Raw genomic sequence first — 23,568 nt, 5'->3', positions numbered from 1 at the left:
GGTCAGGACGTACCCATGCGCACCCGTCACGTCTACCACGCGGTCGACTCGCACACCGAGGGCATGCCCACCCGGGTGATCACCGGTGGCGTCGGAGTGGTCCCCGGCGCCACCATGGCCGAGAAGCGGCTGCACTTCATCGAGCACCTCGACCACCTGCGCACGCTCCTCATGTACGAGCCGCGCGGACACGCCGCCATGAGCGGCGCGATCCTCCAGCCGCCCACCCGCCCCGACGCCGACTACGGCGTCCTGTTCATCGAGGTGTCGGGCCTGCTGCCGATGTGCGGTCACGGCACCATCGGCGTCGCCACCGTCCTCGTCGAGACCGGCATGGTCCCGGTGACCGAGCCCGTCACCACCGTCCGGCTCGACACCCCGGCCGGGCTCGTCGGCGTCGACGTCCGCGTGGAGGACGGCGCGGCCACCGCCGTCACCCTCACCAACGTGCCCGCCTTCTCCGTCGGCCTCGACCTCAAGACCGAGGTGCCCGGCCTCGGCACGGTCACCTACGACCTGGCCTACGGCGGCAACTTCTACGCCTTCGTGGAGCTGGACTCCCTCGGGCTGCCCTTCGACCGGGACCGCAAGGAGGACCTGCTCGCCGCGGGCCTGGCCGTCATGGACGCCATCAACAAGGGCCCCGACCGGCCGGTCCACCCGGAGGACCCCGCCCAGAGCGGCGTGAAGCACGTCTACCTCGCCGCCCCCGGCTCCGACGCCCGCCGCTCGCGGCACGCCATGGCCATCCACCCGGGCTGGTTCGACCGCTCCCCGTGCGGCACCGGCACCAGCGCCCGCATGGCCCAGCTGCACGCCCGCGGACTGCTGCCGCTCGACACCGACTTCGTCAACGAGTCCTTCATCGGTACGGAGTTCACCGGCCGGCTCGTCGCCGAGACCACGGTCGGAGGCCGGCCCGCCGTCGTGCCGACGGTCACCGGGCGGGCGTGGATCACCGGCACCGCGCAGTACTTCCTCGACCCGACCGACCCGTTCCCCGGAGGGTTCCTCCTGTGAGCCCGACCGACTTCCGCCCGACCGAGATCCGCACCACCGACTACCACACGGCGGGCGAGCCCTTCCGGATCGTCTCGGAGGGCCTGCCCCCGCTGCCCGGCGACACCGTCGCCGAACGCCGGGCCACCCTCCTGGGCCCGGGAGGCTCGGGCACCGCCCCGCGGCCCGGTGCCCTGGACGAGCTGCGGCGACTGCTCGTCCGGGAACCCCGCGGCCACGCCGGCATGTACGGCGGCTTCGTCGTGCCGCCGGACGACGACGGCGCCCACCTGGGCGTGCTGTTCTGGCACAAGGACGGCTACTCGACGGCCTGCGGCCACGGCACCATGGCCCTCGGCGTCTGGGCCGTCGACTCCGGCCTCGTCACCGCACCCGGCGACCGGGACGTACAGGTCCGCATCGACGTCCCCTCCGGGCGGGTCACCGCGACCGTCCACCGCGCCGGGGGCCGCACCACCGGCGTCACCTTCCGCAACGTGCCGGCCCGGGTGTCGGCCCGCAAGGTACCGGTGACCACGAGCCTCGGGACGGTCGAGGTCGACCTCGCGCACGCCGGCGCCTGCTACGCCTCGCTGCCCGCGCACACCCTCGGCCTGACCGTCGACCGGGCCGCGCTTCCCGCGCTCACCCGGGCCGGCCGGGAGATCCGCGACGCCCTCGCCGGCCACCCCGCCACCCGGCATCCCGAGGACCCGCTGCTCTCCGGGGTGTACGGCGTGATCCTCCACGAGGAACTGCCCGACACCCCGCGGGGCCCGCACCAGCGCAACGTCACCGTCTTCGCCGACGGCCAGATCGACCGCTCGCCCTGCGGCTCGGGCACCTCCGCCCGGCTGGCCCTCCTCGCCGACGAGGGCCGGCTGGGCGCGGGCGACGTGCTCACCCACGAGTCCGTCGCCGGCACGGTGTTCACCGGGCGGACGGTGCCCGCCGCCACGACGGGGCGCGGCCTTGTCACCGAGGTGACCGGAACGGCCCACCGCACGGGCGAGCACCGCTTCCTGCTCGACCCGGACGACGCCCTCGGTACCGGGTTCGCCCTGTGAGCCCGGACCCGATCCGGCGCGACGCCGTGCTCGGCACTCCGCTCGGAACCCCGCTCGACGCCCCGGCCGTCGCCCGGCTGCTCACGCCGGGCGGCGCCGTCGAGGCACTGGCCGAGGTGCTCCGCGAAGGGCTCGACCCGGAGGACTGCCCGCCGCGCACCGCCGTGCCCGTGCCGGCCGGCGAACTGCTGCTGATGCCCGCCGCGTCGGCCTCCTGGGCCGGGGTGAAGGTCGCCGGCGTGGCGCCCGGCAACCCGGCCCTCGGGCTGCCGCGCATCACCGGCAGCTATCTGCTCCTGGACGGTCCGACGCTGCGGCCGCTGGCCGTGATCGACGGAGCCGCGCTCACCTCCCTGCGCACGCCGGCCGTCTCCGCCCTGGCGATCCGTCACCTCACCGGCACCGGCCGCCCGTCGCGGCTCGTGCTCTTCGGCTCGGGTCCGCAGGCGTACGGGCACCTGGAGGCGGTGCTCGCGGTGCGGGAGGTCACGGAGGCCGTGGTCGTCGGGCGGGACCAGGAGCGTGCCGCCCGGCTCGTCGCGCACGCCCGGGACCTGGGCGTGCCGAAGGCCCGTACGGGCGCAGCCGGGGACGTGGCCGAGGCGGACCTCGTGGTGTGCTGCACCACCGCCCGTACGCCCCTGTTCGACGGGCGGCTCGTCGCCCCCGGGGCGACGGTGGTCGCCGTCGGCTCGCACGAACCGGACGCCCGGGAGACCGACTCGGCCCTCGTGCGGCGGGCGGCGGTGTACGTCGAGTCGCGCGCCGTGGCGGCACGCGAGGCCGGCGACCTGCTGATCCCGGAGGCGGAGGGGGCCGTCGGGCCGGGGCACATCGCGGGAAACCTGGCCGAACTGGTCACCGGCCGGGCGGCCCCGCCCGATCCCGAGACGCCGCGGCTCTTCAAGAGCGTGGGCATGGCCTGGGAGGATCTCGCCGTTGCCGTCGCCCTGTACCGAGCGGCGTCCGACGGAGAAACGTGACATTGTACGCTGTCCTCCTGCGAGTTCTCGGAGGATCAGCGTGGGTGACCTGAAGCAGCACAGTCTCATCAAGGCCCAGGAGCGGCTCCGCGACCAGGTGGGCCACGCGCTGCGCGCCGCCCTGATAGCGGGCGAACTCCGGCCGGGCAGCGTCTACTCGGCGCCCGGCCTGGCCGCCGAACTCGGCGTGTCGGCCACCCCGGTGCGGGAGGCGATGCTCGACCTCGCCCGCGAGGGCCTGGTCGAGCCCGTCCGCAACAAGGGCTTCCGGATCACCGAGGTCAGTGAGCGCGAGCTCGACCAGTGCACCGAACTGCGCATGCTGATCGAGGTCCCCACGGTCGGCCGGGTCACCGAACTCGCCACCCGGGAACAGCTGGAGGAGCTGCGCCCGCTCGCCGAGGACATCGTCGTCAAGGCGCGCGAGCACAACCTCATCGGCTACCTGGAGGCCGACCGCCTCTTCCACCTCACGCTGCTCGGCCTGGCCGGGAACGACCGGCTCGTGGAGACCGTGGGCGACCTCCGAAAGCGCTCCCGGCTCTACGGGCTCACCGGCCTCGACGAGGCCGGCAAGCTGGTCTCCTCGGCGGAGGAACACCTGGAGCTGCTCGACCTGATGATCTCCGGCGACCGCGAGGGCGCCGAGGCCTGCATGCTCCGCCACCTCGGCCATGTCCGCTCGCTGTGGGCCGAGGCCCGCGACGAGCCGGTCGAGCGCCCCGCCGGCCGCCTCGGCCCGGTCCGCAAGAACTGACCCGCCGCGGTTCCGGCCCGCGGCCGGCCGTCCACCGGGGCCCGCCGCGGGCTCAGCGCAAGGACTGCCCGTACACGTGGTCCACGGGCATCCGCATGAGCACCCGCCGGTCGGCCACCATCGCCGTCCGGTACTCGTCCCAGTCCGGGTGCTCACCCGCGGCGAGCCGGTAGTACTCCACGAGCGCCTCGACCTCGGGCCCGTGCGGATCGGTCCCGGGTCCGACCAGCGTCACCGTGCCCTCGGCGGTCGCCCAGGACCGGCCGTCCTCGCTCGTCACCTCCAGGGCGGCGCGCGGGTCGCGGCGCAGGTTGGCCGTCTTGGCGCGGCCCTCGGTCATCGACACGTACAGGGTCCCGGTCCCGGCGTCGTAGTACGGCATCACGGGGGAGAGCTGCGGACGGCCGTCCGCCTTGAGGGTGGCGAGCACGCCGAGCCGGCTCTTGGCGAGGAGGTCGCGGGCGTCGAAGGATGTCGTCGTCATGTCCTCCTTCAAGTCCCGCGCCCCACCGCTTTGTTCCCGCCACGAGCCGACCGGGACACGCGCCGCGGGCGCCCGAGGCGTCGAAGCAGGGCGCAGGACGTCAGGAGCGGGGCCAGGGAAGCGGCCGGGACAGCAGTGCCTCCGCCGCCATCAGGGCCGTCGCCGCGCTCGCCAGGCCGAGGACCGCGCCGGCCGCGACGTCACCCGGGTAGTGGACGCCCGTGTGGACGCGGGAGTAGCCCACCGCGCAGGCCAGGACGCCGAGCGGGACCGCCGCCGGAGGCAGCACCACGCCCACGGCCGTGGCGAACGCCACCGCCGAGGCAGTGTGCCCGGACGGGAAGGAGGCCGAACTCGGCATCGGCACGTGCCGGTCCACCGTGACCCGGGCCGCCTCGCGGTCGGGCCGCGGACGGCGCACGAGTCTCTTGCCGAGCAGGTTGCCGACGGCCGAGGCGACCGCGACCGCGCCGACCCCGGCTGCCGCCGCCCTCCGCGGACGCCCACGGGGCAGGGCGAGCGCCGCGGCCACGGCGAGCGAGATCTTGGAGTGGTCGGCGGCATGGGAGAGCCGGCGCAGTGCCCGGTCGAGGGCCGGTGTCGGCGTCGCGGCGACCGCCGCGTACAGCGCGCCGTCCACCGCGCTCAGGTCGGCGAGCACGGCGCGGAGCGGCGAACCGCTCCGGTCCGTGCCGTCGGGCGGCGGGGTGGTCCCACCGGGGGCGGGCGGTTCAGCCATGGGAGCCTCCTCGAGGAATGCGGCGGCCGAAGGCGAGGACGAGGATCCGGTTCCAGTTCGTCGGAGGGGCGGCCGGCACGATGCCGGGCCGGTCGCGGGGGACGAGGACGCGCAGCGCGCGCGGGCGCAGGGTGCAGACGACCGGGGTGGGCAGGGTCAGGGCCTCGCCGTCGACCGCGACGGGCAGCGTGCCGGTGTCGGCGGTGACCTCCACCCGGTGGGCCGTCAGCACGTTCAGACCGGTGGACTGGGAGCCGCGGACCGCGAGGTCGGCCGCCTGCGCCGCGCCCTCCACCCGGACGGCGACGACGCCGAGCAGGCCGCCGTCCAGTCGCGGTCTGCGCCCACCGCCGAACGGGTCGGGCGAGTTGTACGGGTTGTTGCTGACGAGCAGCGCCTGCTGGTCGCGCAGCGCGGTCTCGTCGGCGCGGGCGTCGAGGCGGCGCCCGGTGTCCGAGGCCAGCAGGTCCGGAATCATGCTCAGCGCCGTACCCGCCTTGGCGTCACGGTACTCGGGGCTCTGCACGACGTCCGCGTACACGCCGAACGAGACCGTGTTGACGAACGGCCGCCCGCCGACGTCGCCGAGGTCGATCCGCAGTTCCTCGCCGTCGGTGAGGGCGCTCAGACAGCGGGACGGATCGGCGCGGTCGAGGCCGAGGTCCATGGCCAGGTGGTTGCGGGTGCCCGCGCTGATCACCAGGAACGGCAGGTCGTGCTCGGCCGCCACCGCCGCCACCAGCGCCTGGGTGCCGTCGCCGCCCGCGACGCCCAGCAGGTCGGCGCCGTCCGCGACCGCCGCGCGCGCGATTTCGGTCACGTCGGTGGGCTCCCCGTCGGGGTCCGGCGGGTCGAGCAGCACGACCTTCGCGCCGAGCCGCTCCGCCTTCTCGACCAGCCCGAACCGGCCGACCTTGCCGCCGCCCGACTGCGGGTTCATCACGAGCACGGCCCGTCGGGGCCGCGGCGCGGGCCGGGCGCGCCGGCCGTGGTGCGGACGGCGCAGCGCCGACCGCGCGCAGAACAGGGCCGCGGTCCACAGCAGCAGCGAGGTGAGGGCGGAGCGCCACAGACCGCGGTCGACGTAGAGGAGCAGCACACCGACCGGCGTGGCGGCCGCGAGCAGCGCGCCCAGGAGCCGCACCGGCCCGCGGTGGGCGAGGAACCACCAGATGCCCGCCGCGCACAGCGCCAGTCCCACCAGGCCGCTCGCGATGATCAGCAGTCCGCCGCTGCCGAACGGCACGAAGAGAGAGACCACCGCGAGGACGGCGGCGAGCAGCGCGCACCGCGCGAACAGGCGTGCCCGAGCCCGCCTCCGTACCTGATAGCGGTCCTCCGTGCTCACCGTCCGCCCTCCCGCGTCCGTGACCCCCGCCCCAGCCTGCGGCTTCGCGGTGTGTCACACCGTCCGCGCGGGGCCGTCCGGGTGATGCCCCGACAGGAGCCCGCGCGTCTCCGTCCGGATCGTCCGGATACCGATTGTGGCACGGACGGATTGACGACAAGATCGCTCGGGTGCGTGATGATGCGAAGCTCTCCGACGGGGTCGTCACCCTGTCGCCGCTCGACCCCGCCGACGCGGCCCGCCTCCTCTGTGCCGTTCCGTCCCCTCCCGGCGCGCCCTGGCGTGCCCACGGGCCCGCGCGCACCTTCGGCATCCGGGCCGGGCGACTGGTCGGCGCCATCCAGGTGCGCCCGGCCGCGGCGGAGCCCGCGGACCTCGCGGGCCACGACGTCGACCTGGGCTTCGTCCTCGAACCGGAGGCCCGCGGCCGCGGCTTCGCGACCCGGGCCGTGCTCCTCGCCTGCGGCCACGCCCGGGCCGAGGGCGCCACTCGACTGGCACGTCAGGTCGCTGCCCTAGGCAGGCCGGACCGGCGGTCCGGGGCCGGTGAGGCCCCCGACCGTCGCGCGTTCAGGCCAGGATCCCGCTGCCGTGCGGGGCGTACAGGTCGAGCAGGCGGACCCGGGTCACCTGGAGGCGGTGGGCGAGGATCTGGCCCACCCAGAACATCACCGAGGCGCCGAAGCCCGGGTCCGTGTGGCACATCGAGCGCACCGCCGCACCGTCGAACTCGTACGCCCTGACCGGCGTCATCGCCTCGGCGCCGGACTGGCACAGATACGGCGGGAACAGCCACGACAGGCCCACCAGCTCGCCGTGCCGCAGCGTCTCGATGACCGGCGACCCGCGCCCCGGGACCTTGGCGTCCAGGGTGACCGCGCCCGTCTTCACGATCCAGAACCGGTCCGCCCGGTCCTGCTCCTCGAACAGCCGGTGACCGGACTCGAAGTACACGTCGTCGGCGAAGGCCATGAGTCGCTCCCGGTGCTCGGGCGGCAGCGTGCTGACCTTCGGTGCGGCGGTGCTCATGACGGCCTCCTCGGTGCTGCGGCGGTGCGTCCCGACTCCAGTGTCCGCCGCACACCCGCCGTACGCCGACACCGCACCCGCCCCGTCACACGGACGCCGTACGCCTCCCCGTGACGGCCGGACGCCCGGTCGCGGCACCGTCACCGTGCGCATACGGTGAGGGGGTCCCGGCGTGCGCTCCCCCAGTGGAGGGCGGAGCATGAACGTGGGGAGGAAGCGGCAACACGGGGGCGGACCCAGGAGGGTGCCATGGCCGTCCCGCAAGGGGGCGACGCACTCGTCGTCCTCGAAGACGTCGACAAACACTTCGGCACGCTCCACGTGCTCCAGTCCATCGACCTCACCATCCACCGCGGGGAGGTCGTGGTCGTCATCGGGCCCTCCGGGTCCGGCAAGTCCACGCTGTGCCGTGCCATCAACCGCCTGGAGACCATCGACTCCGGCACGATCACCATCGACGGCAAACCGCTGCCGGCCGAAGGGAAGGAGCTGGCCGCGCTCCGTGCCGACGTCGGCATGGTCTTCCAGTCGTTCAACCTCTTCGCGCACAAGACGGTGCTCGGCAACGTCACCCTCGGCCAGGTCAAGGTCCGCAAGACGGACCGCAAGAAGGCCGAGCAGCGCGCCCGGGCCCTGCTCGAGCGGGTCGGGGTGGCCAACCAGGCGGACAAGTACCCGGCGCAGCTGTCCGGCGGTCAGCAGCAGCGCGTGGCGATCGCCCGCGCGCTCGCGATGGAGCCCAAGGTGATGCTGTTCGACGAGCCGACGTCGGCCCTCGACCCGGAGATGATCAACGAGGTCCTGGAGGTCATGCAGCAGCTGGCCAGGGACGGCATGACGATGGTGGTCGTCACCCACGAGATGGGCTTCGCCCGCTCGGCGGCCAACCGCGTGGTCTTCATGGCCGACGGGAAGATCGTCGAGTCGGCCACCCCCGAGGAGTTCTTCGGCAACCCGCGCAGCGAGCGCGCCAAGGACTTCCTGTCCAAGATCCTCAAGCACTGACCGGACCGCCGACGGCGCCACCGACCCGCACCACCGACCCGTACCGACGACCGCACCACAGACCCGTACTCGTACCACCGTAATCAGCGTGGGGTGATGACCATGAACCCGCTCAGGAACCGCAGGCTCGCCATCGCCGCGGCCGCCGCGGTCGTCCTCTCCTTCACCGCCGCCGCGTGCAGCGACGACGGCGGCGGCGGATCGGGCGACGGAGACGGCGAGAAGATCACCGTCGGCATCAAGTTCGACCAGCCCGGTCTCGGGCTCAAGACGCCGGACGGCAAGTACACCGGCCTCGACGTGGACGTGGCGACGTACGTCGCCAAGGAGCTCGGCCACGAACCGGGCGACATCGAGTGGAAGGAGGCGAAGAGCGCCGACCGCGAGACGCTGCTGCAGCGCGGCGACGTCGACTTCATCGCCGCCACGTACTCGATCACCGACAAGCGGGCCGAGAAGGTCGACTTCGCCGGTCCCTACCTGCTCGCCCACCAGGACGTGCTGATCCGGGCCGACGACAACTCCATCACCAAGCCGGCCGACCTCAACAACAAGAAGCTCTGCTCGGTGACCGGCTCCACCTCTGCGCAGAACGTCAAGACGAAGCTCGCCCCGAACGCCCAGCTCCAGGAGTACGGCGGCTACTCCGAATGCCTGACCGGCCTGGAGAACAACGTCATCGACGCCCTGACCACCGACGACACGATCCTCGCGGGTTACGCGGCGCAGCCCGAGTTCAAGGGCAAGTTCAAGCTGGGCGGCTTCAAGATGAGCAACGAGAACTACGGCATCGGCGTCCAGAAGGGAAGCGAACTCAAGGCCCAGATCAACAAGGCGCTGGAGAAGATGGTCGCCGACGGCTCCTGGCAGGCCGCCGTGGACAAGAACCTCGGACCCGCCGGATACAAGAACGAACCGGCCCCGCAGATCGGCGTCGTGGTTCCCTGAGAAGGCCGCCGTGTTCGACTTCCTCGAGGGCTACGACATCCTGGGAGCCTTCTGGACCACGGTCCAGCTGACGTTCTACTCCGCGATCGGCTCCCTCGTCTGGGGGACGCTGCTGGCCGCCATGCGGGTCAGCCCCGTCCCCCTCATGCGGGGCTTCGGCACCGTCTACGTCAACATCGTCCGCAACATCCCGCTCACCGTCATCATCGTCTTCACCTCGCTCGGCCTCTTCCAGACCCTCGGCGTCAGCCTCGGCGCCAAGGACTTCACCACCATCAACTTCCGGCTCGCCGTCCTCGGTCTCATCGCCTACACCTCGGCCTTCGTGTGCGAGGCGCTGCGCTCCGGGATCAACACCGTGCCGCTCGGCCAGGTCGAGGCCGCCCGCGCGATCGGGCTCAACTTCACCCAGACCCTGCGTCTGATCGTGCTGCCCCAGGCCTTCCGCTCGGTCGTCGGCCCGCTCACCAACGTCCTGATCGCCCTGACCAAGAACACCACCGTCGCGGCGGCCATCGGCGTCGCCGAGGCCGCCCTGCTGATGCGCGAGATGATCGAGAACGAGGCCCAGCTGATCCTCATCTCCGCGATCTTCGCCTTCGGCTTCATCTGCCTCACCCTGCCCACCGGGCTGTTCCTCGGCTGGGTCGCCAAGAAGGTGGCGGTGAAACGATGAAGGAGAAGCCCACCGTCCTCTACGACGTCCCCGGTCCGCGCGCCCGCCGCCGCAACGTGCTCTACACCGTGCTGTTCCTCGTCGCGGTGGCCGCGGTCGTCTGGTGGGTGGCGGACAGCCTCGCCGCCAAGAACCAGCTCGAGGGCGACAAGTGGGAGCCGTTCTTCACCGACCCCAGGGTCTGGAACACGTACATCCTGCCGGGCCTGAAGAACACGGTGATCGCCGCCGCCCTCGCCATGGTCATCGCCCTGCCGCTGGGCGCGCTGTTCGGCATCGCCCGGCTCTCCGACCACGCCTGGGTGCGGGCGGCGGCCGGGACGGTCGTGGAGTTCTTCCGCGCCATCCCGGTCCTGATCCTGATGCTCTTCGCCAACGCGGCCTACTCGGAGTTCACCGACGTCAGCCCCGAGACCCGGCCGCTGTACGCGGTCGTCACCGGCCTCGTCCTCTACAACGCGTCCGTCCTCGCCGAGGTGGTCCGCGCGGGCATCCTCGCCCTGCCGGCCGGGCAGACCGACGCGGCCAAGGCGATCGGCATGCGCAAGGGCCAGACCATGACGAACGTGCTGCTGCCGCAGTCCGTCACCGCCATGCTGCCGGCGCTCGTCAGCCAGCTCGTCGTGATCGTCAAGGACACCGCGCTCGGTGGCGCGATGCTCGGCTTCTCCGAGCTCCTCGCCTCCGTCCGCCCGATGAGCGCCAACTACGGGGCGAACACCATCGCGTCGTTCACGATCGTGGCCGTCGTCTTCGTCGTCCTCAACTTCCTCCTCACCTCCTTCGCCTCCTGGCTGGAGGGCCGGCTGCGCCGTGGCAAGAGGACCACCGGCGCGGTGGTGGGCGTCGAGGCGGTGGAGGAACTCGCCCGCCCGGGCGAACACCCACCGGAGCCCGGTGACCGGCAGTGAGGGAGGCGGACCCGGCCGCGCTTGACGCGGACCGGGCCGCGGGCCTTGCCGCAGGGCCCGGACCGCGTGCTCAGTCCCGGCCTCCGCCGTGCCGAGAATCCAGGGCATGACCGACACGCCGCCCGCAGCCAGTCCGCCGTCCACGCCACACAGCCGCACCGACCGGCTGCTCGCCTCGCTCGCCGGGATCCTCGCCGGGTACGGCGGGCTCGCGGCAGCCGGGCTCGTCGCCGTCGTGGTGCGGCCCGAGGCCGGGCCGGTGCCGGCCGTCGGGGACGCCGTCGTCGACCTCACGCCGACCGGCGTCAAGGAATGGGCGATCCGGACGTTCGGCGAGAGCGACAAAGCCGTCCTGGAGTTCGGCATCCTGGTGCTGCTGGCCGCACTCGCGGCCGGTCTCGGCCGGTTGGCGCTGCGCAGCACGGCCGCCGCGCTCGCCGGCGTGGCCGTGGTCGGTGCCGTCGGGGCGCTCGCCGCCGTCACCCGGCCCGACTCCGGGTCCGCGAGCGACGCGCTGCCCTCGCTCGTGGGCGCGGCCGCGGCCGCCGCCCTGCTGTACGTCCTGATGCGGCGGCTCACCCGCCCGCGTCCGGCCGCCCCGCGGGGCGCGGGCCGCCGCGGCTTCCTGGTCGCCGCGGCGGGCGTGGCGGCCGGCTCCACCGGCGTTCTGGTCCTCGGCCGCACCGTGGGCTCGACGCGCTCCGAGCACGCCACGGCCTCCCGCAACGCCCTGCGGCTGCCCCGGCCGGCCTCGCCCGCGCCCGCCGTGCCGCCCGGCGCCCAGCTCCCCGTCGAGGGCATCAGCCCCTTCGTGACCCCGAACCGCGACTTCTACCGGGTCGACACCGCCCTCGTCGTCCCGCGCGTCGACGCCGGCACCTGGCGGCTGCGGATCCACGGCAGGGGAGTGGCCCACGAACGCGTCCTCACCCTGCCCGAGCTGCTGCGCCGCGAGGTGGTCGAGCGCGACATCACCCTCGCCTGCGTCTCCAACGAGGTCGGCGGCCCGCTCGTCGGCAACGCCCGCTGGCTCGGCGTCCGCCTCGCCGACCTGCTGCGCGAGTGCGGGGTGCGCCCGCCCTCGGCCGGCGGGCCCGCCGACCAGCTCGTCGCCCGCTCCGTCGACGGCATGACCATCGGCACGCCGGTGGAGGAGGTCATGGACGGCCGTGACGCCCTGCTCGCCTTCGGCATGAACGGCGAGCCGCTGCCCTTCGCCCACGGCTTCCCGGTGCGCATGCTCGTCCCCGGCCTCTACGGCTACGTCTCGGCCTGCAAGTGGATCTCGTCCGTCGAGCTGACGACCTTCGACGCGTACGACGCCTACTGGGTGCCGCGCGGCTGGGCCGCCGAGGCGCCGGTCAAGACCCAGTCGCGGATCGACACCCCGCGCCCCTTCGGCCGCGTGACCGCCGGGCCGGTCGCCGTCGCCGGAGTCGCCTGGGCCCAGCACCGGGGCATCTCGCGGGTCCAGGTACGCGTCGACGACGGGCCCTGGCAGGACGCCGGGCTCGGTACCGAGGACAGCCGCGACACCTGGCGCCAGTGGCTCCACCGCTGGCAGGCCGCCCCCGGCCGCCACACCCTCACCGTGCGCGCAACCGACGGCACCGGGGCCGTGCAGACCGAGCGGCGCACCGGCACGATGCCGGACGGCGCGACCGGACTGCACTCCGTCGTCGTCACCGTCGACCCGGCGTGAAGGTCCGGGTCCTGGGATGCCCCGTGCACCGGCCGCCGCTTCCTCATCCGGCCCGGTCGACGGGGTCACCCCCTCTCGCCCGGGTGCCGCCCGCGCGCGATCGGCGCACCATGAGGACATGGACGGCACAACCGACTTCGGCGACCTCAACGCGCCGAGCCGCGTCGCCGGGCCCGACGAGGGGATCAGCACCGCCGAGCTGGCCCTCGCCGCCCGCAACCACGGCCTGCCCCTCGAAGCCCTGCGCTACGACACCAGCCCGCCCGGCCTCCACTACGTCCTGGTCCACTACGACATCCCGGCCGCCGACACCGGGGACTGGCGGCTGACCGTCGACGGCCTGGTCGACCGGCCGCTCTCGCTCGACCTCGCGGCGCTGCGCGACCGACCCGCCGTCACCCACCGCGTCACCCTGGAATGCGCCGGCAACGGCCGGGCCCGACTCGCGCCCCGTCCCGTCAGCCAGCCCTGGCTGGTCGAGGCCGTCGGCACGGCCGACTGGACCGGCGTCCCGCTGGACGTCCTGCTCGCCGAGGCGGGCACCCGCGCGGGCGCCGTCGACGTCGTCTTCACCGGCGCCGACCACGGCGTCGAGCGCGGCACCGAGCAGGACTACCGCCGCGCCCTGCCGCTCACGCTCGCCGCCGACCCGGCCCGCGGGGTCCTCGTCGCGTACGCGATGAACGGCGGCCCGCTGCCGCCCCAGCACGGCAGCCCGCTCCGCCTGGTCGTGCCCGGCTGGTACGGGATGGCCTCCGTGAAGTGGCTGCGCGCGATCACCGTCACCGACACGCCGTTCACCGGCTTCCAGCAGTCCGTCTCCTACCGCTTCCGGCAGCGCGCGGACGAGCCCGGCGAGCCCGTGACCGTCATCGCCCCCCGGGCCCTGATGATCCCGCCCGGCTTCCCCGACTTCATGACCCGCGCCCGGGTCGTCCGGCCCGGCCCGGTCGAGCTCGCGGGCCGCGCCTGGTCGGGGCACGCGCCCGTGGTCCGCGTCGAGCTCAGCGACGACGGCGAGGAGAGCTGGACCGACACCGACGTGGCCGCCGATCCGGAGCGGCCCTGGGCCTGGGCCGCCTGGCGCACCACCTGGACGGCGACACCCGGCACGCACCGGCTCACCGTCCGCGCCACCGACGCCGCCGGCCACACCCAGCCGCTCACGGCGCCCTGGAACCGTGGCGGCTTCGCCAACAACCTGGTCCAGCGTGTCGAGGTGCACTGCCTCCCCTAGGCGTGTCTTCCGGATCCTTCCTGCGTCGCGACGCGGCGCCCTGCGACGCACCGCACCGGACGCCGCGGCCTGTCCGGCCCTGACCCGGAGGAAACGGCCCGGCCGCGCCCGGCGCCGTGGCTCCGAGGGCACCGGAGGCACCGTGCCGCCCGCCCCGGTTGCGTCCGGGCGGCCCGGGTTAGAGTCGTTCACGGACGTCCGCCGCACACCACCGCATGACCGAGGAGCATTCCGTGACCGACCCGGAGACCACCGCCCTGCAGCAGCAGATCGCCCGGGAGCTGGAGGTCTCCGAGACCTTCGACCCGCGCGCGGAGATCGAGCGCCGGGTGGCCTTCCTCACCGAGCGCCTCACCTCCTCCGGACTGCGCTGCCTGGTCCTCGGCATCAGCGGCGGCGTCGACTCCACCACCACGGGCCGGCTCTGCCAGCTCGCCGTCGAGCGGGCCCGCGCCGCCGGCCACGACGCCACCTTCTACGCCATGCGCCTGCCGTACGGCGTCCAGGCGGACGAGCACGACGCCCAGCTCGCCCTCGACTTCATCCGGGCCGACCAGGTCCTCACCGTGGACATCAGGCCGGCCAGCGACGCCGCCCTCGACGCGACCGTGGCCACGGGCGTCGCCTTCCGCGACGCGCACCACCAGGACTTCGTGCACGGCAACATCAAGGCCCGGCAGCGGATGATCGCCCAGTACGCCGTCGCCGGCGCGTACAACGGGCTCGTGGTCGGCACCGACCACGCGGCCGAGGCGGTCTCCGGCTTCTTCACCAAGTACGGCGACGGCGCCGCCGACGTCGTGCCGCTCACCGGTCTGACCAAGCGCCGCGTGCGCGCCGTCGCGGACGAGCTCGGCGCCCCCGCCGAGCTGGTCTGGAAGACGCCGACGGCCGACCTGGAGACCCTCGACCCGGGCAAGCCCGACGAGGACGCGCTCGGCGTCACGTACGACGAGATCGACGACTTCCTGGAGGGCAAGCCGGTCGGCGACGCCGCCTTCGCGTCGATCGTCCGCCGCTACGAGCTCACCGACCACAAGCGCCGGCTGCCGATCGCGCCCTGAGCCCCTTCCCGCACCACCACCGGGTGCGCCGCGCCCGCCCGTCACCCCCGGGTGACGGGCGGGGGACCATCCGGCCGTTTCCGCGTGGCGGGGGCCGCCGGGCGAGCGGGCGGTGGTGTGCCCTGAGGTGACGTCAGCAGACGTCCCACCGAAGGGAGAACCACCCGTGTTGTTCGGCAGCACCCCGGCATTCAGCAGCTTCTCGGTCGACGACCTCGACGCGGCCCGCGCCTTCTACGGCGACACGCTCGGTCTCCAGGCGGGCGAGGAGGGCTCCGGCGACATGCGGATGCTGTTCCTCACCCTCGCCGGCGGCGCGAGGGTCCTGGTCTACCCGAAGGGAGACCAGCACAGCCCGGCGAGCTTCACCGTCCTCAACTTCCAGGTCGACGACATCGACGCCGCCGTCGACGCCCTGAAGGACAAGGGCGTCGAGTTCCAGCGCTACCCGGGCTTCGAGTTCGACGACAAGGGCATCTGCCGGGACACGAACGGCCCGGCCATCGCCTGGTTCACCGACCCGGCGAAGAACGTCATCGCGGTGCTCCAGGACTGATCCGGCCCCCGCGCGGCGGCGCACCCCCGTCATGTGATCCACTGGCCCGGCGGGGGTGTCGGACGAGGGTGTCCGGCACGGGGCCCGGACACGGGTCCCGGTGTCACGAACAGGAGCAGGAAGCCTTGTCCACGTATCGCCAGCCCGGTCTCGTCCTCACCGACCGCCGCTTCACCGTCCCCCTCGACCACGAGCGCCCCGACGGCGAGACGATCGAGCTCTACGGACGCGAGGTCGTCGCGGGCGACAAGGCGCACCGGACGGACCTGCCCTGGCTGCTGTACCTGGAGGGCGGGCCCGGCTTCGGCGCGCGCCGGTTCATCGGGCCGCAGGCCTGGCTCGGCCGTGCCGTGAAGGAGTTCCGCGTCCTCCTCCTCGACCAGCGCGGCACCGGGCACTCCACCCCGGCCAACCGGCAGACCCTGCCGCTGCGCGGCACCCCGGCGGAGCAGGCCGCCTACCTCGCCCACTTCCGCGCCGACTCCATCGTCAGGGACTGCGAGCTGCTGCGCCGCGAACTGACCGGAGGCGCCCCCTGGACCGTCCTCGGCCAGAGCTTCGGCGGCTTCTGCGCCACCCACTACCTGTGCACCGCGCCCGAGGGCCTGGCGACCGTCCTCGTCACCGGCGGACTGCCGTCGCTGCACGCCACCGCCGACGAGGTCTACCGGGCCGCGTTCCCGCGGATCCGCCGCAAGAACGAGGCCCACTACGCCCGCTATCCCGACGACGTCGAGCGGGTCCGCCGGATCGCCGCGCACCTCCACGAGCACGAGGTCGCCCTGCCCGGCGGCGGCACGCTCACGCCCGAGGCCTTCCAGTCGCTGGGCATCCTCCTCGGCGCCGGGAGCGGCAGCCACCAGCTCCACCTGCTCCTGGAGGAGGCCTTCGTCCCCACGACGGCCGGTCCCGCCCTGTCCGACGCCTTCCTCGAGGACGTGCAGGCCCAGCTCTCGTACGCCGGACACCCGCTGTACGCGGTGCTCCACGAGGTCATCTACGCCCAGGGCCCGAGCCGGGGCCACGGCCCGACCGACTGGGCCGCACAGCGCGTGCGGACCGAGTTCCCCGAGTTCGACGCGGCGAAGGCGCTCACCGGCGACGGGCCCGTCCTGTTCACCGGCGAGAGCATCCACCCCTGGCACTTCACCGCCGACCCGGCGCTGCGCCCGCTGCGCGAGACCGCCGAGCACCTCGCCGCGCGCGCCGACTGGGCGCCGCTCTACGACCCGGCGCGGCTCGCCGCCAACGAGGTGCCGGTCGCCGCGGCCGTCTACCACGACGACATGTACGTGGACACCGCCCATTCCCTGGAGACCGCGCGGGCGATCCGGGGCCTGCGCACCTGGGTCACCGACGAGTTCGAGCACGACGGCGTGCGGGCCGGCGGACCGCGCGTCCTCGACCGGCTCCTCGCGCTCGTCCGCGACGAACTCTGACGGAGCCGGTCACTCCGCGCCCGGGAGCAATTCCCGGGCGCGGGGATAGTATTCGCGCGCAATCGGTCGACGACCGGTCCGTGGTCGGTCCGCGATCGTCGATGACCATTCCGCATTCGGTCGGCATCCGGCCGGTGACCGGTCGGCAGTCGGAGCACCAGGGGGCCCGATGGCACACGACGGGATACCCGCTCCCTCGTCCGGACGCGAGCTGAAGTTCCGGGCCCTGACGGCCCGGCTGCGCCAGGGCATCCTCGACGGCACCTGGCCGCCCGGCGCCAAACTGCCCACCGAGCGGGCCCTGGCCGCCGAGACCGGCCTCTCCGTGACGACCGTCCGCCGGGCCTACGAGGAGCTGGTCGACCTCGGCCTGGTCGAACGCCGCCAGGGCGCCGGCACCTTCGCCGCCCGGCGCACCGAACCGGCCCGCGCCGACCGGACGGTGGTCGGCGTCCTCGTCCCCGACACCGCCTTCTACTACCCACGGGTCCTGCACGGCATCGAGCAGGAACTGACCGCCGCCGGCGCCCGGCTGCTGCTCGCCTGCTCCCACTACGACCCCGACGAGGAGGACGCCGCCGTCACCCGGCTCCTCGGCTCCGGCGTCCGGGGACTGCTCCTCGTGCCCACCCTGCACACCGCCACCGACCCGGGCCGGCGCGCCGAGGAACTGCTCGCCCTGCCCGTCCCCGCCGTCCTCGTCGAACGGCGGCTCGCCGCCCACGGCCCCGGCGACCCCACCGAGCACGTGTGCACCGACCACGAGGGCGGCGCCTACGACGCCGTACGCCATCTGCGCGGCCTCGGACACCGGCGGCTCGGGCTCGTGGTGCGCTCCGACGCGCCCACCACCGCGCCCGTCGTGTCCGGCTTCGCCCGGGCCGTCGCCGACCTCGGACTGCCCGGGCCCCACCAGGAGCGCGAGGCCATGGACGGGTGGAGCGCCGGGCGCGCCGACGCCGCCGTCGCCGCGCTGCGCGCCGCGCGGGTCACGGCCGCCCTCTGCTTCGGCGACCGGGAGGCCGCGCTCGTGCTCGCCGCCGCCCGCCGTGCGGGCCTCCGGGTCCCCGACGACCTCGCGCTGGTCAGCTACGACAACGAGTTCGCCGATGTCGCCGAGACCCCGCTGACGGCCGTGTCGCCGCCCAAGTTCCAGGTCGGCCGGCTCGCCGCACAGGTCCTGCTGCGCCGCCTGGCCGAGGGCGACGCCTCACCGCTCCACCAGGTGCAGCTGCGGCCGCGCCTCGTGGTCCGTGCCTCCTGCGGGGCCGACCGCGGCGGCGTCGCGTACAAAAGTCCAAGCGGTGCTCACTGATTGCTCATGGTGCGGCCCTCCCGCGCGGGATAGACATCGGTCCGAGCCCCGAGTCCGAGCCCCGAGAAGGTGTCTCGGCGTGCCTGGAGAGGACGGACATGACCACTCACGTCGAGACCGAGATCGCGAGCCAGCCGGACTGCTGGCGGCGCGCCGCCGAGACCGCCGCCGAGCGGTCCGGGCTGCTGCCCCTCACCGGCGAGCGGATCGCCGTCGTCGGCTGCGGCACCTCATACTTCATCGCCCGCGCCTACGCCGCCCTGCGCGAGTCGCTCGGCGAGGGCGAGACCGACGCCTTCCCGGCCTCCGACCCGACCCCGCTCGGCCGCGGCTACGACCGGATCGTCGCCCTCACCCGCTCCGGCACCACCACCGAGGTCGCCGGACTGCTCGCCCGCGCCGCCGGGCGGATCCCGACCCTCGCGCTCACCGGTGTCCCCGACAGCCCGGCCGGACACCACGCCGACGCCGTCCTCGACCTGGGCTTCGCCGACGAACGCTCAGTCGTCCAGACCCGGTTCGCCACCACGGCCCTGCAACTCCTGCGCGCCGGCCTGGGCGTCGACCTCGAAGCGTCGGTCACGGACGCCGAACTCGCCCTGTACGAGCCGCTGCCCGCCGCCTGGGAGCGGCACGGCCAGTTCACCTTCCTCGGCACCGGCTGGACCGTCGGCCTCGCCGACGAGGCCGCGCTCAAGCTGCGCGAGGCGGCCCGAGCCTGGGCGGAGTCGTACCCGGCGATGGAGTACCGGCACGGGCCGATCAGCATCAGCGACGCGGGCAGCCTGGTCTGGTGCCTCGGCCCCGTGCCGCCCGGCCTCGCCGACGAAGTCGACGCCACCGGCGCCCAGTTCGTCGCCGACGCCGTCGACCCGGTCGCCGCCCTGGTGCGCGCCCAGCTGCTCGCCGTCGCCCTGGCCGGCCGCCGCGGCCTCAACCCCGACCGGCCGCGCAACCTCACCCGCTCGGTCATCCTCGCCGGAGCGCGCTGACCGGAAGATCACCCGGACGGCGCCGCCCCGGGCTCGTATCCTGCGTCCATGATCGAGAAAACCGAACAGGCCCCGCGGCTGGCCGAGATGCCCTCCGACTGGCAGCGCGCCCTCGCCGTCGTCGCCCACCCCGACGACCTGGAGTACGGCTGCGCGGCCGCCGTCGCCCGCTGGACCGACGAGGGCAAGGAGGTCGCCTACGTCCTCGTCACCCGCGGCGAGGCCGGCATCGACTCGCTCGACCCGGCCACCTGCGGGCCGCTGCGCGAGCAGGAGCAGCGGGACAGCGCCGCGATCGTGGGCGTGGAGACGGTGGACTTCCTCGACCACGAGGACGGCGTGATCGAGTACGGCCTCGGGCTGCGCCGCGACATCGCCGCCGCGATCCGGCGCCACCGGCCCGAGCTCGTCATCACCCTCAACCACCGCGACACCTGGGGCCCGGAGCCCGGCGGCTTCTGGAACACGCCCGACCACCGTGCCGTCGGCCGCGCCACCCTGGACGCGGCGGCGGACGCCGGCAACCGCTGGATCTTCCCCGAGCTGACCGAGCAGGGCCTGGAGCCGTGGAACGGCGTGCGCTGGGTGGCCGTGGCCGGCTCCAACCTGCCGACCCACGCCGTCGACGCGGGCCCGGGCCTGGAGCGCGCCGTGCTCTCGCTGCGCGCCCACCGCACGTACATCGAGGCGCTGACCGAGCAGGACGTGGAGGAGTACTGCCGGTCCTTCGTCGCCGAGTCGACCGGCCGCGCCGCGGACCGCTTCGGCGGCCGGCCGGCGGTGGCCTTCGAGGTCTACGCCCGCTGACGGCCGGCCGCAGCCGGGGCCCGTCCGGCGCCGACGCGCCGTCACGGGCGCCGGGCGTCGTCACGGGCGCCGGGCGTCGTCACGGGCGCCGGGCGTCGTCACGGGCGCCGGGCGTCGTCACGGGCCCCAGACGTCGTCACCGGTCCCGGGCGTCGTCACCGGCGCCGCGGTCGGTGACGGCTCACATGCCGGGAGCGGGCTTCAGGACCGCGAACGGCGCGCCGAACGGGTCCGCGAACCACGCGATCCGGCCGACGTCCGGGACGTCCGCCGGCGGCATCAGGACCGAACCGCCGCTCTCCTGGACCGTCGTGGAGGTCGTGTCGGGGTCCGACACCATGAAGTACGGGATCCAGCGCGACTTGTCCGCTCCGCCCTGGAGCGGCGCCGCGCCGCCGAACGAGGCGTCCTTCAGGTCGCCCTCGGCCGTCGAGATCACCCGGTAGGTCATGCCCGGCGCCTCCATCTCCTCCCAGCGCCACCCGAACAGCGCGCGGTAGAAGGCGAGGGTGGCCTCCGGGTCGACGGTGTGCAGCTCGACCCACAGCAGTGTGTTGCGCTCCGAGGTCCGCTCCAGACCCTTGACCTTGCCCGGCTCCCACACGGCGAACTGCGCGCCGCCCCGGTCCGTCAGCGCCGCCATCCGGCCCGCGTCCATGACGTCGAACGCGGCGAGCCGCACCGTGCCCCCGTTGTCCTCGGCCGCCTGGGCGGTCGCCTCGGCGTCCGGCGTGTGGAAGTACACGGTCCAGGCGCTGCTCGCGCCCTCCTCGGTGAGCGGGCCGAGCGCGGCGACGGTTTTGCCGTCCTGCTGGAAGAAGCCGTAGCCGCCGGCGTCGGGGCCGGCCGAGGAGAAGTCCCAGCCGAAGACCCGGCCGTAGAACACGGCGGCGGCGTCCGGGTCGGGGCTGCCGAGGTCGAGCCAGTCGGGCGAGCCGGTGGTGAAGTCCGTACCGAGCATGGGGGTGAGTCCCGTCCTTCCGGTGGGGAGGCCGTGCCGTGACGGCGGGCGGCGGGGTCTTCCGGCCACCATGGCCGATCCTTGCCGCCGGGTCAGGTCCGTGCAGCGCCGCCCGCCGGGTTTCATCCGCACGGCGCAGCGGGCCCGGCCCGGCCGCACCCTCCCGGACGCCGCCGAGCGGGCCCCGCCGGCTGCCCGGGCCTTCCGCCCGGGGTGCTCAGGCTCCGGCCCCCGCCCCGGCCTTCCGGTCCAGGTCCGCCATCAGCAGGTCGCCGTTGACCATGGCCGCTGCCCGGTAGCCGCCGCTCGCCGCGTTCACCACCTGTTCGTGCGCGCCGATCGCGTTCCCGGCCGCCCAGACGCCGGGGACGCTCGTGCGGCCCGTCTCGTCGACCGTGACGAAGGTGCCGAACGGAGTCTCGTGCGTGGCCGCGCCGAGCGCCGTGAGCAGTCCGTCGCGGGGCACGGTCCGGGTCCCGACGAACACCACGTCGCGGGCCACGACCCGCCCGTCCGCCATCCGTACGCCCGTGATCCGGTCCTCCTCGACCACGAGCCCGGCGACCTCGCCGGGCACGACCGTGACACCGGCCGCCGCGAGCCGCGCCGAGTCCTCGGCCGAGGGCTCCGGAGCGGTGTGCAGGAAGAGGGTCACGTCGTCGGACCACTGCGAGACCATCAGTGCCTGGTGCGCGGGCATCACCGGATGCGCGACCACACCGAAGGCACGGTCCCGCACCTCCCAGCCGTGGCAGTACGGGCAGTGGATCACGTCACGGCCCCAGCGTTCGGCGAGACCGTCGATCGCCGGCAGCTCGTCGACCAGGCCGGTGGTGACGATCACCCGGCGCGCGCGGACCGCCCGTCCGTCCGCCAGACCCACCGCGAAGCCCTCGCCGGGACCGCCGTACGAGCCGCTGGACGAGCCGCTGGACGGGCCGCTGGACGGGCCGCCGGACGGGAAGCCGGAGCCGCTGGACGGGCCGCCGGAGCCGCCGTCCGAACCGCTGGACGGGCCGCCGTCCGAGGTGCGCTCCTCGGAGGGCCCGGGCGCCTCCCGCGTCACGGACGTGACCAGGCCCTTCGTCCACTCGACTCCGTACGCGGCGATCTCCCGCCGCCCGGCCGCCAGGAAGTCGGCCGGACCCATGCCGTCCAGGCCGAGATAGCCCTGCATGTGGGCGGCGGGCGCGTTGCGGGGCTCACCCGCGTCGATCACCAGGGTGGTGCGCCGGGCCCGGCCGAGGACCAGGGCCGCACTCAGGCCGGCCGCGCCGCCGCCGACCACCACCACGTCGTAGTCGTTCCGCGGGTTCCGCACGTCCTGGACGTTCTGCACGCTGTGTTCGCTCATGCCGCGAGCGTCGCTCGCCCGGAGCGCGGTTGACAAACGAAGTTGCCGTTTCTGCAATGGGGCCATGACCGAAGACGAACGCATCGAAGCCGTCCTCACCGAGGTCGGCCCCCGGCTCCGCCGCATCCGCCGGGAGCGCGGGGCGACCCTCGCCGAGCTCTCCACCGCCACCGGCATCTCGGTGAGCACGCTCTCGCGCCTGGAGTCCGGGCAGCGCAAGCCCAGCCTCGAACTGCTGCTGCCGATCGCCCGCGCCCACCAGGTTCCGCTGGACGAGCTGGTCGGCGCCCCGCCGGTCGGGGACCCGCGCGTCAAGGCCAGGCCGATCGTCCGTCACGGCCGCACGATGTACCCGCTCACCCGCCAGCCCGGCGGGCTCCAGGCGTACAAGGTCGTCCAGGAGCCCGGCTCCGAGGTGCCCGACCCGCGGGTCCACGAGGGCTACGAGTGGCTGTACGTGCTCTCCGGGCGGCTGCGGCTCGTGCTCGGCGAGCACGACGTGGTGCTCGGCGCGGGCGAGGCGGCCGAGTTCGACACGCGGGTGCCGCACTGGTTCGGCCCGGCGGGGGACCGGCCGGTGGAGTTCCTCAGCCTGTACGGGCCGCAGGGCGAGCGCATGCACGTACGGGCACGTCCGAAGAGCTCCTGAGCGCCCGACGGGACCCCGGGCCGGGGCAGGACCGGGGCGGGGCCGGACCGGGGCGGGGACGGACGGCGCGGCCCCTACGCCCCGCGGGCGTCGGCGAGCCCGTCCAGTTCGCGCATCGCCTCGGAGTGGGCGCTCATCCGGCTGCTCACGGTTCCGATGGCGTAGAGCGCCGTGCCGGCGACGGAGACCGGCACGGACAGCCCGAGTATCAGCAGGGCCTCGGGCCAGTCACGCTCGTCCTGGCACCAGTCGCCCCTCTGCAGGCCCTCGTTGGCGGTGCCGTATTCGGTCAGGAGCCGGGACTCGCACTCCCGGGTGCTCCGGCCGTTCGGCTTGTCCTCGACCTCGTACGGCGTGAGGAGCAGCAGGGCGCACCAGGTCCACAGGAGCGTCGCCACGGCCAGCAGGCCGACACCCCAGGCGCTCGTCCGCCGGGCGGTGGCGCGGAACTCGAGGTCGTACTCGCGTGATCGCATGGCGGACGAATCTAGCAGCGGCGGAAAGAGTCTCGCGCGGCTGGTTCCATGAAGCCAAGCGACCGCTTAG

General features: G+C 74.1%; 24 protein-coding genes and 1 pseudogene. 18 read left to right on the top strand and 7 right to left on the bottom strand.

What is annotated here, in order from left to right:
* The first annotated feature begins 15 nt into the window (after positions 1-15).
* From ACFY8W_RS03060 to ACFY8W_RS03045, 4 genes are read left to right on the top strand one after another with little or no spacing between them, the layout of a single operon-like run.
* Positions 16-1,020, top strand: a complete 1,005-nt coding sequence (locus ACFY8W_RS03060) for a proline racemase family protein (RefSeq protein WP_391099447.1) — start codon at positions 16-18, stop codon at positions 1,018-1,020.
* Positions 1,017-2,066 carry a proline racemase family protein gene (locus ACFY8W_RS03055; RefSeq protein WP_391099444.1) on the top strand — a complete coding sequence of 350 codons (1,050 nt, stop codon included), beginning with the start codon at positions 1,017-1,019 and terminating at the stop codon, positions 2,064-2,066. Before ACFY8W_RS03060 ends, ACFY8W_RS03055 begins: the two co-directional genes overlap by 4 nt.
* On the top strand, positions 2,063-3,049 hold the full coding sequence (locus ACFY8W_RS03050; RefSeq protein ID WP_391099442.1) for an ornithine cyclodeaminase family protein: 987 nt from the start codon (positions 2,063-2,065) through the stop codon (positions 3,047-3,049). Before ACFY8W_RS03055 ends, ACFY8W_RS03050 begins: the two co-directional genes overlap by 4 nt.
* Before the next feature lie 40 nt (positions 3,050-3,089).
* Positions 3,090-3,806: an FCD domain-containing protein gene (locus tag ACFY8W_RS03045; RefSeq protein WP_391099440.1), complete on the top strand. Its 717-nt coding sequence runs from the start codon at positions 3,090-3,092 to the stop codon at positions 3,804-3,806.
* A gap of 52 nt (positions 3,807-3,858) precedes the next feature.
* Here ACFY8W_RS03045 and ACFY8W_RS03040 read toward each other — a convergent pair whose 3' ends face one another.
* The 3 genes from ACFY8W_RS03040 to ACFY8W_RS03030 all read right to left on the bottom strand — a co-directional run bounded on the left by ACFY8W_RS03040 (position 3,859) and on the right by ACFY8W_RS03030 (position 6,377).
* Positions 3,859-4,290 carry a TIGR03618 family F420-dependent PPOX class oxidoreductase gene (locus tag ACFY8W_RS03040; RefSeq protein WP_391099438.1) on the bottom strand — a complete coding sequence of 144 codons (432 nt, stop codon included), beginning with the start codon at positions 4,288-4,290 and terminating at the stop codon, positions 3,859-3,861.
* Between the two features lie 100 nt (positions 4,291-4,390).
* Positions 4,391-5,029, bottom strand: coding sequence for a phosphatase PAP2 family protein (locus ACFY8W_RS03035; RefSeq protein ID WP_391099436.1), 639 nt, complete (start codon positions 5,027-5,029; stop codon positions 4,391-4,393).
* Positions 5,022-6,377 carry a diacylglycerol kinase family protein gene (locus ACFY8W_RS03030; protein WP_391099434.1) on the bottom strand — a complete coding sequence of 452 codons (1,356 nt, stop codon included), beginning with the start codon at positions 6,375-6,377 and terminating at the stop codon, positions 5,022-5,024. Before ACFY8W_RS03030 ends, ACFY8W_RS03035 begins: the two co-directional genes overlap by 8 nt.
* A 170-nt stretch (positions 6,378-6,547) precedes the next feature.
* Between ACFY8W_RS03030 and ACFY8W_RS03025 the strand changes: the two are divergent.
* Positions 6,548-6,862, top strand: a pseudogene (locus ACFY8W_RS03025) (GNAT family N-acetyltransferase); the annotation flags it as partial.
* 85 nt (positions 6,863-6,947) lie between these two features.
* On the opposite strand, the gene ACFY8W_RS03020 reads toward ACFY8W_RS03025, so the two are convergent.
* Entirely contained in the window at positions 6,948-7,406 is a 459-nt protein-coding gene (locus tag ACFY8W_RS03020) for a cyclic nucleotide-binding domain-containing protein (protein WP_391099432.1), read from the bottom strand.
* 249 nt (positions 7,407-7,655) lie between these two features.
* On the opposite strand from ACFY8W_RS03020, the gene ACFY8W_RS03015 reads away from it, so the two are divergent.
* The 12 genes from ACFY8W_RS03015 (at position 7,656) to ACFY8W_RS02960 (ending at position 20,058) form a co-directional block, all read left to right on the top strand.
* On the top strand, positions 7,656-8,411 hold the full coding sequence (locus ACFY8W_RS03015) for an ATP-binding cassette domain-containing protein (protein WP_391099429.1): 756 nt from the start codon (positions 7,656-7,658) through the stop codon (positions 8,409-8,411).
* A 96-nt stretch (positions 8,412-8,507) separates the two neighbouring features.
* A complete protein-coding gene (locus ACFY8W_RS03010) occupies positions 8,508-9,359 on the top strand; it encodes a transporter substrate-binding domain-containing protein (protein WP_391099427.1) in 852 nt (283 codons plus the stop codon).
* 10 nt (positions 9,360-9,369) lie between these two features.
* The gene (locus tag ACFY8W_RS03005; RefSeq protein WP_391099424.1) at positions 9,370-10,035 is read left to right on the top strand and encodes an ABC transporter permease subunit; all 666 of its coding nucleotides are present in this window, start codon (positions 9,370-9,372) and stop codon (positions 10,033-10,035) included.
* Positions 10,032-10,946, top strand: a complete 915-nt coding sequence (locus ACFY8W_RS03000; RefSeq protein ID WP_391099421.1) for an ABC transporter permease subunit — start codon at positions 10,032-10,034, stop codon at positions 10,944-10,946. Before ACFY8W_RS03005 ends, ACFY8W_RS03000 begins: the two co-directional genes overlap by 4 nt.
* 106 nt (positions 10,947-11,052) lie before the next feature.
* Positions 11,053-12,648 (top strand): molybdopterin-dependent oxidoreductase, encoded by a 1,596-nt coding sequence (locus ACFY8W_RS02995; RefSeq protein ID WP_391099419.1) that lies wholly within the window; start codon positions 11,053-11,055, stop codon positions 12,646-12,648.
* Positions 12,649-12,766: 118 nt separating this feature from the next.
* Positions 12,767-13,885 (top strand): molybdopterin-dependent oxidoreductase, encoded by a 1,119-nt coding sequence (locus ACFY8W_RS02990; RefSeq protein ID WP_391099417.1) that lies wholly within the window; start codon positions 12,767-12,769, stop codon positions 13,883-13,885.
* Positions 13,886-14,100: 215 nt separating this feature from the next.
* Positions 14,101-14,949 carry an ammonia-dependent NAD(+) synthetase gene (gene nadE, locus ACFY8W_RS02985; RefSeq protein WP_391099415.1) on the top strand — a complete coding sequence of 283 codons (849 nt, stop codon included), beginning with the start codon at positions 14,101-14,103 and terminating at the stop codon, positions 14,947-14,949.
* A gap of 169 nt (positions 14,950-15,118) precedes the next feature.
* The gene (locus ACFY8W_RS02980) at positions 15,119-15,505 is read left to right on the top strand and encodes a VOC family protein (RefSeq protein WP_391101689.1); all 387 of its coding nucleotides are present in this window, start codon (positions 15,119-15,121) and stop codon (positions 15,503-15,505) included.
* Positions 15,506-15,630: 125 nt separating this feature from the next.
* Positions 15,631-16,944: an alpha/beta fold hydrolase gene (locus ACFY8W_RS02975; RefSeq protein ID WP_391099413.1), complete on the top strand. Its 1,314-nt coding sequence runs from the start codon at positions 15,631-15,633 to the stop codon at positions 16,942-16,944.
* 169 nt (positions 16,945-17,113) lie between these two features.
* Positions 17,114-18,259, top strand: a complete 1,146-nt coding sequence (locus ACFY8W_RS02970; protein WP_391099411.1) for a substrate-binding domain-containing protein — start codon at positions 17,114-17,116, stop codon at positions 18,257-18,259.
* A 98-nt stretch (positions 18,260-18,357) separates the two neighbouring features.
* Positions 18,358-19,251, top strand: coding sequence for an SIS domain-containing protein (locus ACFY8W_RS02965; RefSeq protein ID WP_391099408.1), 894 nt, complete (start codon positions 18,358-18,360; stop codon positions 19,249-19,251).
* Between the two features lie 48 nt (positions 19,252-19,299).
* A complete protein-coding gene (locus tag ACFY8W_RS02960; RefSeq protein ID WP_391099406.1) occupies positions 19,300-20,058 on the top strand; it encodes a PIG-L family deacetylase in 759 nt (252 codons plus the stop codon).
* A gap of 181 nt (positions 20,059-20,239) precedes the next feature.
* Here the strand turns inward: ACFY8W_RS02960 and ACFY8W_RS02955 are convergent, their stop codons facing one another.
* On the bottom strand, positions 20,240-21,019 hold the full coding sequence (locus ACFY8W_RS02955; RefSeq protein WP_391099404.1) for a VOC family protein: 780 nt from the start codon (positions 21,017-21,019) through the stop codon (positions 20,240-20,242).
* Between the two features lie 217 nt (positions 21,020-21,236).
* Positions 21,237-22,373: an FAD-dependent oxidoreductase gene (locus ACFY8W_RS02950; protein ID WP_391099402.1), complete on the bottom strand. Its 1,137-nt coding sequence runs from the start codon at positions 22,371-22,373 to the stop codon at positions 21,237-21,239.
* Positions 22,374-22,437: 64 nt separating this feature from the next.
* On the opposite strand from ACFY8W_RS02950, the gene ACFY8W_RS02945 reads away from it, so the two are divergent.
* On the top strand, positions 22,438-23,022 hold the full coding sequence (locus tag ACFY8W_RS02945) for a cupin domain-containing protein (RefSeq protein ID WP_391099400.1): 585 nt from the start codon (positions 22,438-22,440) through the stop codon (positions 23,020-23,022).
* A gap of 74 nt (positions 23,023-23,096) precedes the next feature.
* Here ACFY8W_RS02945 and ACFY8W_RS02940 read toward each other — a convergent pair whose 3' ends face one another.
* A complete protein-coding gene (locus ACFY8W_RS02940; protein WP_391099397.1) occupies positions 23,097-23,498 on the bottom strand; it encodes a hypothetical protein in 402 nt (133 codons plus the stop codon).
* Positions 23,499-23,568: the final 70 nt, after the last annotated feature.

The organism is Streptomyces sp. NPDC012637, assembly GCF_042954805.1.
Classification (GTDB): domain Bacteria; phylum Actinomycetota; class Actinomycetes; order Streptomycetales; family Streptomycetaceae; genus Streptomyces.
Note: the sequence above shows the minus strand (reverse complement) of the source record. Positions and strands in the feature narration are given on the sequence as shown.